Origin of the sequence: Burkholderia metallica (assembly GCF_902832845.1) — a bacterium.
GTDB lineage: Bacteria > Pseudomonadota > Gammaproteobacteria > Burkholderiales > Burkholderiaceae > Burkholderia > Burkholderia metallica.
Map to the genome: position 1 here is coordinate 36,996 of NZ_CADFDB010000001.1, position 16,384 is coordinate 53,379.

Below are 16,384 nucleotides of genomic sequence, written 5' to 3' on the forward strand. Positions count from 1 at the left end.
GTCCGACTTCCAGTTTTTCGTTCAATTGAATTTTCGAACAGGTTCTATTTGATTTTTTAGTTTCGTAGATTAACGTCTTGCAGGGATCAATTCGATAATGTTTGACCACGAGAAAATCCTTGGCCACGAGCAATGTCCTTGTCGATGCCGGCGTGCGTGCCGGTATCGACGTTCACCAGTTCTACCGTCTCGATATGCGTCAGGCAAAGCGTGCCGCGCTCGCGGATATCTTTGCATTCGAGGGTACGTCCGGCATAGGTGAGCCGACGAAATTCACGATCCAGTTTACGCATCCCGAACACGATCTGTCTCGGATCGAATTCTTGAACAGGCCGTGCAGGTTCGTCATTCAGCCTCCTCCTCGCGACCGTTGGAGTGAGCCTGAGCCGGCACGGTCCGTCCACGGCATCGTAACGGGCTTTGCACACTTGAGCAGCAACCGGGATCAATCCACTTACGAGATCGTGCTGGAGTCGCGCCTTGCACTGTTGCGCGGTTCGCGCCGTTGCCGATTTTTTCTGGACATGAGCGAGCCTGAAATCATCAGGCAGATTCTGAAGGAGCACGAGTTCAATCAGACTTTCGCGAGCTTCGAAATCTCGTTGTATCGGGAATACCGGAAACGTGCATTCGTGATGCAGTGGGGAGAAGACGACCTCACGTTCATTACGCGGCTTTGTCGGCGCACGGGAATCTGGTTCGTTTGTGATGCGGGGGAGAAACGCGAGCACGTGAGGTTCGGCGACGACTTCACGCATTACCGCCGCGACAATGCACTGGCGGTTCCATACCGCGAGCATAACGGCTTGATGACCGACGGGCGCGAGTCGGTCCATTCGCTCGAAATGCATGCGACAACGGTGCCGAAGCGCCATACCGTGCGCAGCTATCACACAGAACGACAGCCGGCACAGCCGATCGAGGCGTCGAACGACATTCGGGAAGATCGGACCGCGTACGGCGAGGACTATGCATGGGGCGCGCCGTATTCGACCGAGGACGAAGCAAAGCGGGAGGCGCTGCTGCGGCACGAAGCAGCGTTGGCGGAGCAGGTCACCTATCGCGGTGCGTGCGACCTGCTGAACCTTGTGCCGGGGGCTGTACTGAAGTTGACGAATCGCGCGCTGCCGGACGCGAAACACGGGTTGCTCGCGGTGCGTGTGACATGGCGGGCATCGCGCAAGAAGGGGTATCAGGTCGAGTTCGATGCGACGCCTTCCGATCGGCTCTACCGGCTTCCGCTCAAGGAAGCGACGTGGCCCCGTGTCGAAGGTGTCATCACCGGAACCGTGGCGTCGTCCGGCGGCTGGAAAAGTCCGTATCTCGACGCCCAGGGACGCTACATCGTCCATATTCACGCCGACAAGGACAAGCGCACGCCGGGGCTCGAGAGTTGCCCCATGCGGCTGGCAAAGCCATTCGCGGGTGCGGGGCAAGCGGGTTTCCATTTTGGGCTGGTCGAGGGGGCGGTCGTGACGGTCGGGTTTCTGTGGGGTAATCCCGACCTGCCGTATATCAGTCAGGTTCTGCATACGGCGGAGAATCCCGATCCGATCGTCGGCGCGTATCCATGGGATACCCGCAATACGATCCGAACCCGGTCGAACAACACGTTGCAAATGGAAGACCGGGAGGGCAAGGAGCATATCAAGCTCGCGACCGAGCGTGGCAAAACGCAGTTGAATCTAGGTCACGCAGTCGATCGCGACAACCAGAATCGGGGCGAAGGATTCGAGCTGCGTACGGACATGCGCGGTCATGTGCGAGCGGGTGGTGGCGTTCTGGTGTCGGCCGACATGCAGGAGCGGGCGCGTGGCGAACAGACGGACATGCACCCCGTGGCGAGCCAGTTTCAGCTCACGCAGGCACAGGCCGGCGCGCTGGCCGAGGCCGCCGCGGTGGCCAAGGCGGAAATCGCGGACCTGCGGGCGGAAAACGCATGGTTGAAAGACGAATTGACGGGATTGAAGAAATCGGTCATCGCGTTGTCGGCGCCGCATGGCATCGGTATGGCGACACCGGACCGCGTGATGGTTTCTGCAGGCAAGGATGTGAGCGTGGCCACGTCGGCCAGGTTCAGCGTGAATGCGATCGGGAATGTTGCGATCGCGGCTGGAGGCGTCCTGTCGCTGTTTGCTCACAAGATGGGGGCGCGGCTCCATGCGGCGAGAGGGAAGGTGCAGATCCAGGCGCAGTCGGATGCGATGGAACTGGTCGCGCAGAAGGACATGCGAATCACGAGCGCCGATGGCGTCGCGACCGTGAATGCCGCCAATGGCGTTGTTCTGAGTGGAGGCGGGTCGGCCTACGTCAAGGTGCACGGAGACAACGTGGAGATTGGCGGGGCCGGTTGCCTGATCCTGAAGATCATCGAGATTCAGAAGGAGGGGCCGGGTGCGCTGTCGCTCCCGCTGCCGAAATTCGGGCAGGTCGGCATTCCAAACGATGAGCGCTTCATTCTGACCGATCACATCACCGGCCGGCCGGTGGCTAACCGGGCATACCGGATACGGCTTGCGGACGGGCAGATCGTCGAGGGCGTTACCGACGAGAAAGGAGAAACCTCGCTGAGCCGACAGGATGTCGCACAGGGGCTCAAGCTGCTGCTGAAGAAAGACGAGGGGCTTGATACGTGACCGATCGGAACATTTCGACAGACGATGACGCGGTAGCCGACAATGCCGCTCCTCCGGAGGCTTTTCGGCTTCATACCGCCACGCGGATCGTGCCAATGCAGCGTGATCATCTTGGGCAACCTTTTTGGGAGTCCTATCACACGCCGACCAGCTTCGAGGTGCGGGCGGAGTGCCGGATTCCGCCGCACATGCCGGGGGTGATCATTTTCGTGCATGGCGTCAATTCGACGGGGGAGTGGTATGACGCGGCGGAAGAGGCGCTGTGTGACGGTTTGAATGAACGCTTGCGTCGAACGGAAGAAACCAAACTGAGATCCAATGTATATGTGACAGAGGATCCCAATACCGGGCGTTCTATTCCTCGCCAGATTGATCCGACCAAACCGGGACGTTCACCAGTGGTCCGTTTCTATTGGGGCTACAGCGCAGTTTCGGGAAAGGAGAGAGAGTGGCGCGTACTGCTACGCAATCGGAATGATGCCGATTTCTGGGCTCATCACTGTACGAACGAAAACGGCGGGTGGCTGGACCGCGACACTCCGCCAGGACCATGGTTTTGGGGAGGCGGCCCATTTCAGAACGGTACAAACAACCTCCAGCAGTTGTGGAGCGACACTGGCTTCAAACGCCATGTCCTCGGCTTTGATATGGAAAGCCTGAATACCGAGGCAGATCGTCAGCTTCAGGACGCACCACCGCGCAGCTACTACGCGCATGCCGCACAACGGTTGGCGAAACTGATCGACAGGATCAGAGACAAATGCCCGCGCGATACCGTGACGGTCATGTCGCACAGCCAGGGCACCATGATCGCGATGGCGGCCACCGCACTATGTACGACGCGCGCGCCGGATGCCCTGTTCGTGATGAACTCGCCTTATGCACTTGACGACAAGATCACCGACGCCCTTTCATGCGGCCCCGATCGTCCGACCGGGGCGGCTCGTGTCAATACGTTTCGGAACATTGCGTCGCGCATCAAGCGGGACAAACGTGTCATGACCGAAGCGCAGATGCAGCAGCTTCAATGTGGCGCGTCCGAAGACATGGACTTCTGGCGGCCCGACAACAAGCGTCGGTCCGGCATACACGAACGCGACAATCATGGCCGACTGTACGTGTACTTCACGCCGCATGATCGGGTGATGGGGGCTGCACCGCTGAAAAGCATCGGTTGGCAAGGCGTGGACGACGAACTGCTCAGGGATTTGGGAGATACCGTCAAGCAACGCATGCTGGCGCGCGGTACGCCGGTCGGCGATGAGCCGGGCGTAAAGAAGTTCGGCACGCTGCCGCCAACGCCCGAGGATAAGCTGGTTCCAGGTGCAAAGCCGACTGACTTCTGGAACGGCAACCGGAACATCATTCCTCCTCTCTTGACGCTTTGGGCGGTTCCACATCCCGACAAGACGGTCACGATCAACGCCGAGCGGGTACCACAGCCGGTCACGGGCGACGAGATGACGAACTTTGAAGAGTCTCGTGCAGATGCTCCTCAAATGGGAGAGTGGAAAGTGAATCCGAATGACCCTGACACCGGTAGCTATGCCGACAAGGACTACCGCTTCAATCGATCAATCTTTGAACCGAAGCTGAACCTGACGACGGAGGATATTTATACGTCCAGGCGTGGGGTCCGGCTTGAAAGTCAAGATGAAATGCTTGAGCGACTCGACACTTATAAGGCCGAACCAACCAATCACAGCACGCTGCCTCAGCATCAGGCATTCATGGCGCGTGTGGTGGCCTACGATCTTCCCGTTGGATTCTGCGATTCCTATGAGATGCCGTCCTTCTGGACGTCCTTGATGAAACTGGCTGACTGGACCCAAGGTACGGATCCGTACCTCGAGAGTGGTATGCCAGACACCGTCGTCAAGCCGACTCTCATTGATTGGGACACGGTGGCCGAGGAGCAAAGCAGGCTGGACGGCGAGCGTCTCGTTCGGCAGCAGTATGGGGGATCGGCATGAAGTCCTTCTCGGTTGTGATAACGCTGGTCGTATTGACATCGGGATGCGCAACGCAGCAGCCGCAGCACCCGACCTTCAAACTGAGCGATTTCAGGAGTTCGACGCTCAAGGAATTGCCATACGATTCACCGCCGCAGACCATCTATCGGATCGACGATCACCGGTTTGTAACACTTGAACGTTATCGGGACTGCAATCACGGAGAGAGCTACTACAACGACACGCGTACGGGTATCCGAAAGTACCTTGGGCGAGGTCGCTTCGAGAATTTTCAAGGCCGCATCATCAACGCAGATCCAACCGGGATGAACATCGTCTTGCCGCTGGCGTATCCGCCGCGAGCATTTTGCGGTAATGGCGAGAAAGGTTGTGTGGTTCCTTTCTGGTACTCAACAGATGGTGGACGGACGTTTCATGTAAAAGACTACGCGGATCATAGTTTCAAACCATTCGATGATTCGAAGCGGTATACATTCGCAGTCGTGAATGGAAGGCTTTTTGTTGCGAAAAACGGCTACGCTGACGAGTCGGAAGCATATGTGCGCGAGTACCCAATGGTTTATGGAATCGATCTCAGCAAGCCGTATCCTCCAGGAATCAGAGGTTCCAGTTTTGCGGCATTCAAGCGCCCGAACTACCTTCTGGGAGCCTCGACACCCTCCGGCCAAGATCGAATCACCTGCGATTCATCGCTCAAACCTACCAATCCCGACGCGCCTCTGACACCGTGAAGTGCATGACTACCATTCAGAAGGAGAAAATTAAATGAGAAACAGAGGAATGCGAATTTTATATTCGATGCTTGTCTTGACGCTCGTGACGGGATGTGCGGTTCCACTTGGCTTCTACCCATGACCGCTGCGCGAGAGTCGGAAGTCGTCGCTCGCCGCCGGAAATTCCGGTCTCGCCGTGGAGCGCGTGCAACCGCGCCCACGCATGCATTTAACCCACGGATCCACTGCTGATGAAAATCCCCGTTCGCCTTGGCGACCCCACCACACACGGAGGCATCGTCAAAACCGCCTCGTCGAACTTCACCCTCAACGGCTGCAAGGTCGCCCTGCATCACGATATCGTGTCGTGCCCCGAGCACGGCGACAACCGTATCGTCGAATCCGGCGAAGGCTACAGCGAAGGCGGCCGCCGTTGGGCACTCAACCGCTGCCGCACCGAATGTGGCAGTGAAGTCATCGCCAGCGGCACCGGAATGACAATCTCATGAGCATGAATTGGCATGTCCCGGATGTTGCCGAATACCAGTATGGCAAGCCGCCGTCGATCTGGTGGTACGTCGTCGCGTTCGTCGTCATCCAGGGTGGTGGAATCGTCGTAACGGTCCTCAACTGGGAGCAAGGGAAGCCGATGATATCCGGTGCGTTCTTCGGGCGCGCCGTGTTGGTTCCGCTGCTCTTGTGGGGTGGCGTCAGCGCGTGGATCTATAACCGATACGAGGACTGGGTCGCGCGGGTCGACTGGTGGAACTATCTGTGCCGGCTCCAGCGCGCCCGGCGGCGGGAATGGGCACGTGCCCACGTGGCGATACTGGGCAGCGTGGTGCTGACACCCGAACCCGATCTGGCGGAACGTCTGCTCGGACTCGAAGGGAGGGCACCGATGAATCCGGGCAAGATCATGGCCTTGCCTCAGATGGCCGTTTCGGCGGGCGTGTCGCGTATGGCGCAGGCAATCGAGCAGTTGATCAAGCCGTTCACCGTGCATATTTCGAACGTCGCGGATATCCACCTCGTCGACGTGATCCTGCATTCCGATGACCGGCACCACGAAACCGAACTGCGGGAGGTCTGGCGGAAACTGGGTTTGTCCGATCTTGCCTGTCTGCAATGGGCACCGTGCGACGCAAAGGTTGATCAGATGGAGCGGTGGTTCGATCCTGGCCTGAGGTCCAGCTTCCGGTTGGTACTGGGTTGCCAGTTGCACGCGGAGGGAAAGGAGCCGTCCTGCTCGGAGATAGCGGTTGCAATGCTGCTCGCTCCGTCCTCGGTCGTCGCGGCGTTCAACGGGAAGCTCAAGCCGCAAGCTTGCCTGTTTCGCCCGATTTCGACACCATCCGACTCCGTCCCGGACGCGCTGGAAAGACTCCTGTCGGCCGAACAGACAACCCGTGCGCGCATCCGCCACGGCTGGTCGAGCGGGTTGTCGCGACAGAGCCGCCACGCGACGAGCGGGGCGATCAAGGATGCCGGCCTTAACCTGGTCGAACACGATCTGGACGGTGCAATCGGTGAGCCCGGCCCGGTGAGTGCATGGCTACTTCAGGCGCTCGCGGCGCAAATGGTGGAGCATGGGCAGGGCGCTCAACTGGTCGCTTCGCCGCAAGGCCAGGACGTGACGCTGAATCTGGTCGGGACCCGGCATACGCCTGTTCAGCGCGTTGACGAGGCTAGCGGAAGTGTCGTCGATGTGTCCGTTTTCATTGGCTTGACCTGCGGCCTGGCCATGTCCATGTTCCTGTTCGATACGGTTGGGGCGTCCGATGCCTGGTTCCTGGGGGCAATTGCGGCGTATGCGCTGATGGCTTTGCTTGTGATCGTCGGATGTTGGGCCCGGCGCCATGTGGTGGAAGATGACTTTAACGACAGATTGCGACGTTCGACGGAGCTGACGTGAGCGAGCGCCGGTCACGCAACGACGATGCACGCCCCGAGTACAAGGGTAAGGCTCGATACCGACCCGCGCTCAGGCCTTATCTGCTGCTCGTCTCCTGCTGGAGCGAAATCGTGGCCTGCGCACTCTATACGACCGTCGTCGGATGGTTTGCCGCGTTGGATCTCGGCAGTGCCATTCCGCTTCAATGGGCACTCATCCTGTGGGGTGCCACATTCGGCTGGATCGTCGCGGAAGCGTTCTACGAGTGGCAGCTCCATCTCGCAGCGCGGCTCTACTACGAAGACATTGCCGATGGCGTGTGCCCCGATCGCGGGATGGAGATGACATCTGCGAACGCCTGGAAATGGTATCGGCGGCATGGTTCGCCGTGGTGGATCAGTTCGAAACGCGTTCGGCCTGGCACGCATCCGGCCGACGCGATTGCGCGCCTGAAGGGCTGCAACCCGCCCCGCCGCAACGCTCAACCGGACAAGCACGATCTCCGGTGACGGGACCGTCGCCAAGGATCGTGTAGGCTTCGCGCCGGGTACGTAGCGACTCCTCTACCGTCCTGATTCGTGCGAACGGCGTTTTGCGTCGGCACGCGGAGAGGCTCGACTCCGACCATCGAAAACCGGACGGCCGAGCGGGCCGCACACCGGAATCCGGACGAAGTATGATCCGGAAGCGGGCGGCAACGGGGATCGACGTCATCCAATGTCGGTGAACCCGCGATGGCTCCCACCGTCCCCGCCTCCGGACCCCCTTCATCGAAACGGTCAGTCAGATGTCAAAGCCAAGCAAGAAGATCCTCCTCCTGAGCGTCAGCGCCGGCGCCGGCCATACCCGTGCGGCCGAAGCGATTCGCGCGTTCGCCGACCAACATCCGGCCGGCATCGAAGCCACCCACCTGGACGTGATGGATTTCGTGTCCACCGGCTTCCGCAAGTTGTACACCGATCTCTACATCAAGCTCGTCAGCAGCCAGCCGGCGCTGTGGGGCTACCTGTACCAGAAGACCGACGAAGTCGATCCCGCCGCGCCGTCGCAGAAGATCCGGCGCGCGATCGAGCGGCTCAATTGCCGGGCGCTGCTCGCCGAAATCGAACGGCAGCGCCCCGACGCGATCATCTGCACGCACTTTCTGCCCGCCGAACTGCTGTCGCGCGAAATCCGCAAGGAGCGCGTCGATACGCCGGTGTGGGTGCAGGTCACCGATTTCGACCTGCACAGCATGTGGGTCGTGCCGAACATGCGCGGCTATTTCGCGGCCAACGACGAGATCGCGTGGCGCATGCATGCGCGCGGCATGGCACCCGACACGGTGCACGTCAGCGGCATCCCGATCATGCCGGCGTTCGGCCAGCCGCTCGATCGCGTGGCTTGCGCAGCCGAATTCGGCCTCGATCCCGCGCGCCCGACGTTCCTGATGATGTCCGGCGGCGCGGGCCTCGGCGGGCTCGATGTGCTGGCCGCGCGCCTGCTGGAGATGGATGCCGACTTCCAGCTGATCGCGCTGGCCGGCAAGAACAAGGCGATGCTCGCGTCGCTGCAGGCACTGGCCGCGCGGCATCCGGGCCGGCTGTTTCCGCAGGGCTTCACGCAGCAGGTCGAACGCCTGATGGCGTGCGCGGACCTCGTGATCACGAAGCCGGGCGGCCTGACGACGTCCGAATGCCTCGCGATGCAGTTGCCGATGATCGTCAACTCGCCGATTCCGGGCCAGGAAGAGCGCAACGCGGATTTCCTGCTCGAACAAGGCGTCGCGCTGAAGGCGATCGACGACGATGCGCTCGTCTACCGGATCCGCGCGTTGCTGCAAACGCCGGAGCGTCTCGCCGACATGCGCCGCCGTCTCGCGCCGCTCGGACGGCCGCTCGCCGGCCGCTTCGTGCTCGATCGCGTGCTGGGCCTGGAGCCTGTCGCATGAGCGGCGCGCGTTTCGTGCCGACGCGGCACACGCTGTTCGTCGTCGCATGGGTCATGTTGCTCGCGTATTGCTTCGCGAACGTCGAGATCCAGATCGAAGGCAGCGCGGGCTGGGCGGCCAACCTGCCGACCTGGCGCATCGAGCATCACTGGCTGCTCGACATCTTCTGGGGTGGCCGACCGATGACGGGCTACCACGCGTGGGTGTTCCCGTTCGTCGCGCTGTTCTTTCACCTGCCGGCGGTGTTCAACGGACGGTGGTCGTGGCGCATCGAAGCCCGCATCATCGCGTGCATCATGGTGTTCTGGCTGACCGAGGATTTCCTGTGGTTCGTGCTGAATCCGGCTTATGGCCTGGCCCGCTTCAATCCGGCGAACGTGCCGTGGCACATCCACTGGCTGGGTGTAGCGCCGACCGACTACTGGACGATGAGTGCGGCCGCGATCGTGCTGTTCATCGTTTCCCGCGAGCGCAAGCGTGCCTTCTATTGATCCCCGACCCGACATGAAAATCGCCTTCCTCGCCGCGCTGGCCGTCGCGCTCGCCGCGCTCGTGCCGCCGGCCCATGCGGACCCGGCCGCCGCGTCGTCCGTCCGGCCGATCAAGTGGGCGCAGAGCCTGACCGACGGGCATGTGAACAACCTGCATCGCATCACGCCGACGCTGTACCGCAGCGCCCAGCTGTCGCGCGCGGACGTGCCGGAACTGCAGAAGCTCGGCATCCGCAAGGTCATCAGCTTCCGTTCGTTTCACTCGGACGACGCGATCCTGGCCGGCACGCAGATCAGGATGCAGCGCATCCGGATCAACACGTGGGACATCCGCGACGAAGACATGGTCACCGCGCTGAAGGCGCTGCGCACGGCCGACCAGGATGGCCCGGTGCTGATCCACTGCCAGCACGGCGCCGATCGTACGGGCCTCGTGTCCGCGCTGTACCGGATGGTGTACCAGGGCTGGACGCGCGAGCAGGCGCTCGACGAGCTGCAGCACGGCGGCTACGGGTTCCACCCGATCTGGCAGAACATCACGAACTATCTGATGCACGTGGACGTCGAGCGTTTGAGGCAGGCAGTGAACAGCGGCTGACGAACGCATGAAAAACGCCGCCGACAATCGCTGTCGGCGGCGTTTCGTCGGTACATCGATGAGCGGGCGGCGCACCCGCTACCGTCAGACCGTCTCCGGCTGGCGCACCGCCTTCGCGACATTCCTCGCCATCGCACCGTTCGCGACGAAGTACGGCACGTCGACCCGCGCGAGCGGCTGGCGGCCGCGGATCTTGTCGGCGATCTTCTCGGCGATCATGATCGTCGGCGCGTTCAGGTTGCCGGTCGTGATGATCGGCATGATCGACGCATCGACCACACGCAGCCCTTCGAGCCCGTGCACGCGGCCTTCTTCATCGACCACGGCCATGTCGTCGTAACCCATCTTGCACGAGCACGACGGATGGAACGCGGTCTCCGCGCGGGCCCGCACGAACGCGTCGAGTTCCTTGTCGCTCTTGCAGTCGGCGCCCGGGTTCAGCTCGCGGCCGCGATAGCGGTCGAGCGCCGGCTGCCGCATGATCTCGCGCGTCGCGCGGATCGCATCGCGGAACTCGCGCCAGTCGAGCGCCTCGGCCATGTAGTTGAACAGGATGCTCGGATGATCGTTCGGATCGCGCGAGCGCAGCTTCACGCGGCCGCGGCTCGGCGAACGCATCGAGCCGACGTGCGCCTGGAAGCCGTGCATCTCGATCGCGTTGGAGCCGTTGTAGTTGATCGCCACCGGCAGGAAGTGATACTGGATGTTCGGCCAGAGATCGTCGTCGCGCGTGCGGATGAAGCCGCCCGCTTCAAAGTGGTTGCTCGCGCCGAGACCGGTGCCGTTCAGCATCCATTCGAGGCCGATCTTCGGCTGGTTCCACCACTTGAGCGCCGGGTACAGCGACACCGGTTCCTTGCACTCGTACTGGATGTACATCTCCAGGTGGTCCTGCAGGTTCTGGCCGACACCGGGCAGATCGAGCACGACCGGGATGTCGAGCGCCTTCAGCCACGCGCCGGGGCCGACGCCCGAGCGCTGCAGCAGTTGCGGCGACGCGATCGCGCCGCTGCAGACGAGCACTTCGCGGCGCGCATGCGCGGTCGCGCGCTCGCTGCCGCGCAGGTACGTGACGCCCGATGCGCGCTTGCCGTCGAACAGGACGCGGTCGGCGAGCGCGTGCGTGACGATTTCGAGGTTCGACCGCGTCTTCGCCTGGTCGAGGTAGCCGCGCGCGGTGCTGGCGCGGCGGCCCTTCGGCGTGACCGTGCGGTCCATCGGGCCGAAGCCTTCCTGCTGATAACCGTTCAGGTCGTCGGTGCGCGGATAGCCTGCCTGCACGCCCGCGTCGACCATCGCCTCGAACAGCGGGTTCACGCCCGGCTTGCTGGTCGTGACCGACACGGGGCCGCTGCCGCCGTGATAGTCGTTCGGGCCGACGTCGCGCGTCTCGGCTTTCTTGAAGTACGGCAGGCAGTCGAGATACGTCCAGTTCTCGAGGCCCTTGTGCGTCGACCAGTTGTCGTAGTCGAGCGCGTTGCCGCGGATGTAGCACATCCCGTTGATCAGCGACGAACCGCCGAGCCCCTTGCCGCGGCCGCATTCCATCCGGCGGTTGTCCATGTGCGGCTCGGGGTCGGTTTCGTACGCCCAGTTGTAGCGGCGGCCCTGCAGCGGGTAGGCGAGGGCGGCCGGCATCTGCGTGCGGAAGTCGAAGCGGTAGTCGGGGCCGCCCGCTTCGAGCAGCAGCACCGTCACGTCCGGATCTTCCGTCAGGCGCGTTGCGAGCACGTTGCCCGCGGAACCTGCGCCGCAGATGATGTAGTCGTATTCGCGTGTCGTCATGACGGGTTCTCCTCCTTTAAAACACCGGGTTGTAGCGGCCGAGCTCGACCTGCACCGACTTGATCCGAGTGTAGTGCTCGAGCGTCGTGATGCCGTTCTCGCGTCCGACACCGGATTGCTTGTATCCGCCAACCGGCATCTCGGCCGGCGATTCGCCCCACGTGTTGATCCAGCAGATGCCGGCTTCGAGGCGATGGATCGTGCGGTGCGCGCGCGACAGGTTCTCGGTCACGACGCCGGCCGCGAGGCCGTAGTGCGTGTCGTTCGCGCGGGCGATCACTTCGTCCTCCGATTCGAAATCGAGAATGCTCATCACCGGCCCGAAAATCTCTTCGCGCACGATCTTCATGTCGTCGCGGCAATCGCCGAACACGGTCGGCGCGACGTACTGGCCGCTGCCGAAATGGCCGTCGGTCAGGCGCGTGCCGCCCGCGAGCAGCTTCGCGCCCTCGGCCTTGCCGCTGTCGATGAAGCCGAGCACCTTGTCGAGCTGCGCGGCCGACACGAGCGGGCCGAAGTTGGTGTCGGCATCGGTCGGCTTGCCGACGCGGATGCGCTTCACGCGTTCGAGCACCTTCTGCGTGAACGCGTCCTTCACCGAACGGTGCACGAACACGCGCGTGCCGTTCGTGCAGACCTGGCCCGAGCTGAAGAAGTTGGCGGTCACCGCGATGTCGGCCGCGCGGTCGAGGTCCGCATCGTCGAACACGATCAGCGGCGACTTGCCGCCCAGTTCCATCGTCACTTCCTTCAGCGACGACGCGCCGGCAAGCGACATCACCTTCTTGCCGGTTTCGACGCCGCCGGTGAACGACACCTTCGCGATGTCCGGGTGGCCCGTCAGCAGCGCGCCGACCGAGCCGTCGCCCTGCACGACGTTGAACACGCCGGCCGGCACGCCGGCTTCGGTATAGATTTCCGCGAGCTTCAGCGCGGTGAGCGGCGTGACTTCGCTCGGCTTGAACACCATCGCGTTGCCGGCCGCGAGCGCGGGCGCGGTCTTCCAGCACGCGATCTGGATCGGGTAGTTCCACGCGCCGATGCCCGCGCACACGCCGAGCGGTTCGCGGCGCGTATAGACGAACGACTCGGCGCGCAGCGGCACCTGCAGCCCTTCGATCGCGGTCGCGAGGCCAGCGTAATACTCGATCACGTCCGCGCCGGTGACGATGTCGACCGCGAGCGTCTCGGCGATCGGCTTGCCCGTGTCGCGCGTTTCGAGCGCCGCGAGCTCGTCGTTGCGCTCACGCAGCAGGTCGACCGCGCGGCGCAGGATGCGCGAGCGCTGCATCGCGGTCATCGCGGCCCATTCGCGCTGACCTGCCTGTGCGGACGCCACCGCGCGGTCGACGTCGGCCGCGCTCGCCTGCTGCACCTGCGCGAGCAGTTCGCCGGTGGCGGGATCGAAGGTGTCGAAAGTCTTGCCGCTCGTGGCGTCGACGTAACCGCCGCCGATGTAGAGGCGCTGCAAACCGAATACGGACATGAGGATCTCCTTGAGGGCGACTGCGTGACGCGTCAGTCGGACGCGAGCAGCAGGTCGATGTAAGTGTGGGCGAGCTTCAATGCCGCCCGGGTGTCGATCGGGCCGCCGGCGAGCGCGCCGCGCAGCCACAGGCCGTCGATCAGCGCGGCGAGGCCGCTGGCGGCTTCGCGCGCTTTCGTGCGCGGCAACGCCTTCGCGAATTCGGCGCACAGGTTCGAATGGAGGCGCCGCGTGTTGACGTGCTGCAGGCGCTTGAGCATCGGGTCGTGCATGCTCTGCGACCAGAACGCGAGCCACGTCTTCATCACGGGCGCGCTGACCTGCGTGTCGTCGAAGTTCGCGGCGACGATCGCGCGCAGCCGCGAACGCGGATCCTTGCGCGCGGCGACGCGGCGGTGCGTGGTAGCCGACCACAGGTCGCGCAGCACGTGCCGCATCGTCGCTTCGAGCAGGCCGTCCTTGTCGCCGAAGTAGTGGCTGACGATACCCGTCGAGATGTTCGCGCGCTGCGCGACCGATGCGAGCGTCGTGCCGGGCAGGCCTGCTTCGTCGATCGAGCGCAGCGTGGCGTCGATCAACTGTGCGCGGCGAATCTCCCGCATTCCGACTTTCGGCATCGCAACTCCCTTCGCCCGGACGGGCCGTTCCTGGAAGTCGAGAGCTTAGCGGTTTTTTATTGATCGTTCAATCAACAAAAAATCGGGGTCGGACGGTGATGGAGCTGCGGGGTCGGCCAAATCGGCAGCGGATCGCGCGTTGTGCAGGTGCGGAAAAATAATTGAAAGATGATTAAGAATGCTGAAGTTTGTTTAAAACGATTCGTGAAGTTGACGATCAATCCGGGTAATCGTTGCGGATGTCGAAGCGATTACGGAATGAAAGAATATTGAGCTGTGTGATATTCGATGAAATATGACGGACGGTGGGCGAAACGACGTCACGATTCATTCATGAAAATTCGTTTTAAATGGATGAATGAAACTGCTTAAGTTGTTGATTGAAAACTAATTTATAGAAGTTTACCGGGGGCTGACTGCTGTCGCGCAAACGATTGCATTCGCCTTCGAGTGCACAGTGCTTACCATAAAAAATGACGAAATAATTTGAAATCGCCGTATTTCCTAGCAGAGTAGAGGGTATCGTTTGGATGACTTGAGTCAGTAATATTGTCCGTATTAGTATGGCGCCGCACTACGAAGAATGAATCGATGCCGCCGGGATTGCTGCGGCGCATTGGCCGGCCGCGCCGTTCGGCGCGCGCGCAAGAACCGGCGCAGTCATTGCGCATCTGCAGCATGCCGCGACGTCGAGACGCCGCATCCACCGGAGAACGACGATGCTGACCGAAAAACACGTGGTCCCGCTGCCGAATGGTCTGAAGGTCTACGTCGAACGGAACGTGTTCGACCCGGCGTTCGACACGGCGATGCTCGTCAACGGCGCGCTCGCGACGACCGCGTCGTTCGGGCAGACCGTCCAGTATCTCGGCGAGCGGATGAACACGATCTGCTTCGACCTGCCGTACGCGGGGCAGTCGCGCCAGCACAATCCGGGCTGCTTCATTCTGACGAAGGACGACGAAGCCGCGATCCTGCAGCACCTCGTCGAGCGCTTCGCGCCGGCCTACCTCGTGTCGGTGTCGTGGGGCGGCGTCGCGTCGCTGTTCGCGCTCGCGCGCGGCTGCCCGAGCGTGCGGCGCGCGGCGATCTGCTCGTTCTCGCCGTTCCTGAACGACGCGATGGTCGACTACGTGACGCGCGCCCGCGACCACATCGCGGCCGGCGAAAACCTGAAGGCCGCGCAGTTGCTGAACGACACGGTCGGCCGCTACCTGCCGCGCATCATGAAGCTGTACAACTACCGCTACCTCACGCGCCTGCCTCGCGACGAGCAGGACCAGGTCGCGTTCCACGTCGACCAGATCCTGTCGCTGCAGCCCGAGCGCTACCTCAGCGAGTTCTCGAACATCGGCTGCGAACTGCTGTTCCTGAACGGCGAGCGCGACGAATACACGACGCCCGCCGACGTGCGCCAGCTCGGCGCGCACGTGCCGCGCGCACGGTTCGCGACGGTGCCCGACGCCGGCCACTTCCTCGACATCGAAGGCCGCGCGCAGCGCGAGCACACGCGCGCGGCGCTGCTCGACTTTTTCTGCGGCGGCGCGTCGCTCGCCGCCGGCCTCGCGCTCGCCGCCGCGCAGGCGTGCGCGCCGGCGCCGATGCACGCGCTGTCGTCGTGACGCCGCACGCCGTGCGTCCGGTACGCGCGGCGCACCCGAATTTCCATCCCAACGAGGCAGGCCCGCCGTGAATATCGTTCAGACCATCGCCATCGTCGTTCCGTGGGCCGCGTGGCTCGCCTACTGGATCGCCACGTCGCAACGCGTGAAGACGACCGTGCGCAAGGAAGCGTCGCGTTCGCGCACGCTGCAGTCGATTCCGCTGATCGTCGGCGGCGCGCTGATCATCCTGCCCGATCTGTCGTGGCAGGCGCTCGTGCCGGACTGGCAGCGCTTCGGCCTGCAGGCGCAGTGCGGGCTCGCGGTGCTCGTGGCCGGCCTGCTGTTCTCGGTGTGGGCGCGGCTGCACCTCGGCACGAACTGGAGCGTGTCGGTCACGCTGAAGGAAAACCACGAACTCGTTCGCACGGGGCCGTACGGGCTCGTGCGTCACCCGATCTATACGGGTTGCCTGATCGCGCTCGTCGGCGCCGCGCTGATCGGCGGCGAATCGCGCGGCGCGATCGGCGTGCTGCTCGTGTTCGCGTCGCTCGCGTACAAGGTGCGCGTCGAGGAGAGCTGGCTGACCGGGTATTTCGGGCCGGCGTACGCGCAGTACCGCCGCGAGGTCGCGGCGTTGATTCCCGGCTTCTACTGAAC

The 16,384-nt window shown here is 62.8% G+C and carries 14 protein-coding genes; 11 read left to right on the forward strand and 3 right to left on the reverse strand.

The genetic code is table 11. The annotated features are described in order from the left end of the window. Positions 1–119 precede the first annotated feature (119 nt). The 9 genes from HWX08_RS00180 (at position 120) to HWX08_RS00220 (ending at position 10,235) form a co-directional block, all read left to right on the forward strand. Positions 120–2,636 carry a type VI secretion system Vgr family protein gene (locus HWX08_RS00180; protein WP_244122658.1) on the forward strand — a complete coding sequence of 839 codons (2,517 nt, stop codon included), beginning with the start codon at positions 120–122 and terminating at the stop codon, positions 2,634–2,636. Next, positions 2,633–4,609: a T6SS effector phospholipase Tle3 domain-containing protein gene (locus HWX08_RS00185; protein WP_244122659.1), complete on the forward strand. Its 1,977-nt coding sequence runs from the start codon at positions 2,633–2,635 to the stop codon at positions 4,607–4,609. Before HWX08_RS00180 ends, HWX08_RS00185 begins: the two co-directional genes overlap by 4 nt. Next, a complete protein-coding gene (locus HWX08_RS00190; protein WP_174920925.1) occupies positions 4,606–5,340 on the forward strand; it encodes a T6SS immunity protein Tli3 family protein in 735 nt (244 codons plus the stop codon). The genes HWX08_RS00185 and HWX08_RS00190 overlap by 4 nt, the downstream gene beginning before the upstream one ends. Positions 5,341–5,573: 233 nt before the next feature. Further along, a complete protein-coding gene (locus HWX08_RS00195; RefSeq protein WP_174920924.1) occupies positions 5,574–5,831 on the forward strand; it encodes a PAAR domain-containing protein in 258 nt (85 codons plus the stop codon). Beyond that, positions 5,828–7,237, forward strand: a complete 1,410-nt coding sequence (locus tag HWX08_RS00200; RefSeq protein ID WP_174920923.1) for a hypothetical protein — start codon at positions 5,828–5,830, stop codon at positions 7,235–7,237. Before HWX08_RS00195 ends, HWX08_RS00200 begins: the two co-directional genes overlap by 4 nt. Next, the gene (locus HWX08_RS00205; protein ID WP_174920922.1) at positions 7,234–7,725 is read left to right on the forward strand and encodes a hypothetical protein; all 492 of its coding nucleotides are present in this window, start codon (positions 7,234–7,236) and stop codon (positions 7,723–7,725) included. Before HWX08_RS00200 ends, HWX08_RS00205 begins: the two co-directional genes overlap by 4 nt. A gap of 278 nt (positions 7,726–8,003) precedes the next feature. Next, positions 8,004–9,146, forward strand: coding sequence for an MGDG synthase family glycosyltransferase (locus tag HWX08_RS00210; protein WP_174920921.1), 1,143 nt, complete (start codon positions 8,004–8,006; stop codon positions 9,144–9,146). Next, complete coding sequence (locus HWX08_RS00215; protein WP_174920920.1) at positions 9,143–9,637, forward strand: hypothetical protein; 495 nt, start codon at positions 9,143–9,145, stop codon at positions 9,635–9,637. Before HWX08_RS00210 ends, HWX08_RS00215 begins: the two co-directional genes overlap by 4 nt. Before the next feature lie 13 nt (positions 9,638–9,650). Continuing rightward, complete coding sequence (locus HWX08_RS00220) at positions 9,651–10,235, forward strand: dual specificity protein phosphatase family protein (RefSeq protein ID WP_174920919.1); 585 nt, start codon at positions 9,651–9,653, stop codon at positions 10,233–10,235. 84 nt (positions 10,236–10,319) lie between these two features. Here HWX08_RS00220 and betA read toward each other — a convergent pair whose 3' ends face one another. From betA to betI, 3 genes are read right to left on the reverse strand one after another with little or no spacing between them, the layout of a single operon-like run. Further along, positions 10,320–12,020, reverse strand: coding sequence for a choline dehydrogenase (gene betA, locus HWX08_RS00225; RefSeq protein ID WP_174920918.1), 1,701 nt, complete (start codon positions 12,018–12,020; stop codon positions 10,320–10,322). 16 nt (positions 12,021–12,036) lie between these two features. Then, positions 12,037–13,506: a betaine-aldehyde dehydrogenase gene (betB, locus tag HWX08_RS00230; RefSeq protein WP_107310199.1), complete on the reverse strand. Its 1,470-nt coding sequence runs from the start codon at positions 13,504–13,506 to the stop codon at positions 12,037–12,039. Positions 13,507–13,538: 32 nt separating this feature from the next. Continuing rightward, on the reverse strand, positions 13,539–14,123 hold the full coding sequence (betI, locus tag HWX08_RS00235; protein ID WP_069260609.1) for a transcriptional regulator BetI: 585 nt from the start codon (positions 14,121–14,123) through the stop codon (positions 13,539–13,541). A 719-nt stretch (positions 14,124–14,842) separates the two neighbouring features. On the opposite strand from betI, the gene HWX08_RS00240 reads away from it, so the two are divergent. Further along, entirely contained in the window at positions 14,843–15,745 is a 903-nt protein-coding gene (locus tag HWX08_RS00240) for an alpha/beta fold hydrolase (RefSeq protein ID WP_174920917.1), read from the forward strand. A 67-nt stretch (positions 15,746–15,812) separates the two neighbouring features. Beyond that, the gene (locus tag HWX08_RS00245) at positions 15,813–16,382 is read left to right on the forward strand and encodes a methyltransferase family protein (protein WP_174920916.1); all 570 of its coding nucleotides are present in this window, start codon (positions 15,813–15,815) and stop codon (positions 16,380–16,382) included. Positions 16,383–16,384 lie beyond the last annotated feature (2 nt).

Excerpts from the sequence above, each read along its gene's own strand:
- HWX08_RS00190 (WP_174920925.1), top strand. The coding sequence starts at position 4,606 with ATGAAGTCCTTCTCGGTTGTGATAACGCTGGTCGTATTGACATCGGGA.
- HWX08_RS00195 (WP_174920924.1), top strand. The coding sequence starts at position 5,574 with ATGAAAATCCCCGTTCGCCTTGGCGACCCCACCACACACGGAGGCATC.
- HWX08_RS00200 (WP_174920923.1), top strand. The coding sequence starts at position 5,828 with ATGAGCATGAATTGGCATGTCCCGGATGTTGCCGAATACCAGTATGGC.
- HWX08_RS00210 (WP_174920921.1), top strand. The coding sequence starts at position 8,004 with ATGTCAAAGCCAAGCAAGAAGATCCTCCTCCTGAGCGTCAGCGCCGGC.
- HWX08_RS00215 (WP_174920920.1), top strand. The coding sequence starts at position 9,143 with ATGAGCGGCGCGCGTTTCGTGCCGACGCGGCACACGCTGTTCGTCGTC.
- HWX08_RS00220 (WP_174920919.1), top strand. The coding sequence starts at position 9,651 with ATGAAAATCGCCTTCCTCGCCGCGCTGGCCGTCGCGCTCGCCGCGCTC.
- betA (WP_174920918.1), bottom strand. The coding sequence starts at position 12,020 with ATGACGACACGCGAATACGACTACATCATCTGCGGCGCAGGTTCCGCG.
- betB (WP_107310199.1), bottom strand. The coding sequence starts at position 13,506 with ATGTCCGTATTCGGTTTGCAGCGCCTCTACATCGGCGGCGGTTACGTC.
- betI (WP_069260609.1), bottom strand. The coding sequence starts at position 14,123 with ATGCCGAAAGTCGGAATGCGGGAGATTCGCCGCGCACAGTTGATCGAC.
- HWX08_RS00240 (WP_174920917.1), top strand. The coding sequence starts at position 14,843 with ATGCTGACCGAAAAACACGTGGTCCCGCTGCCGAATGGTCTGAAGGTC.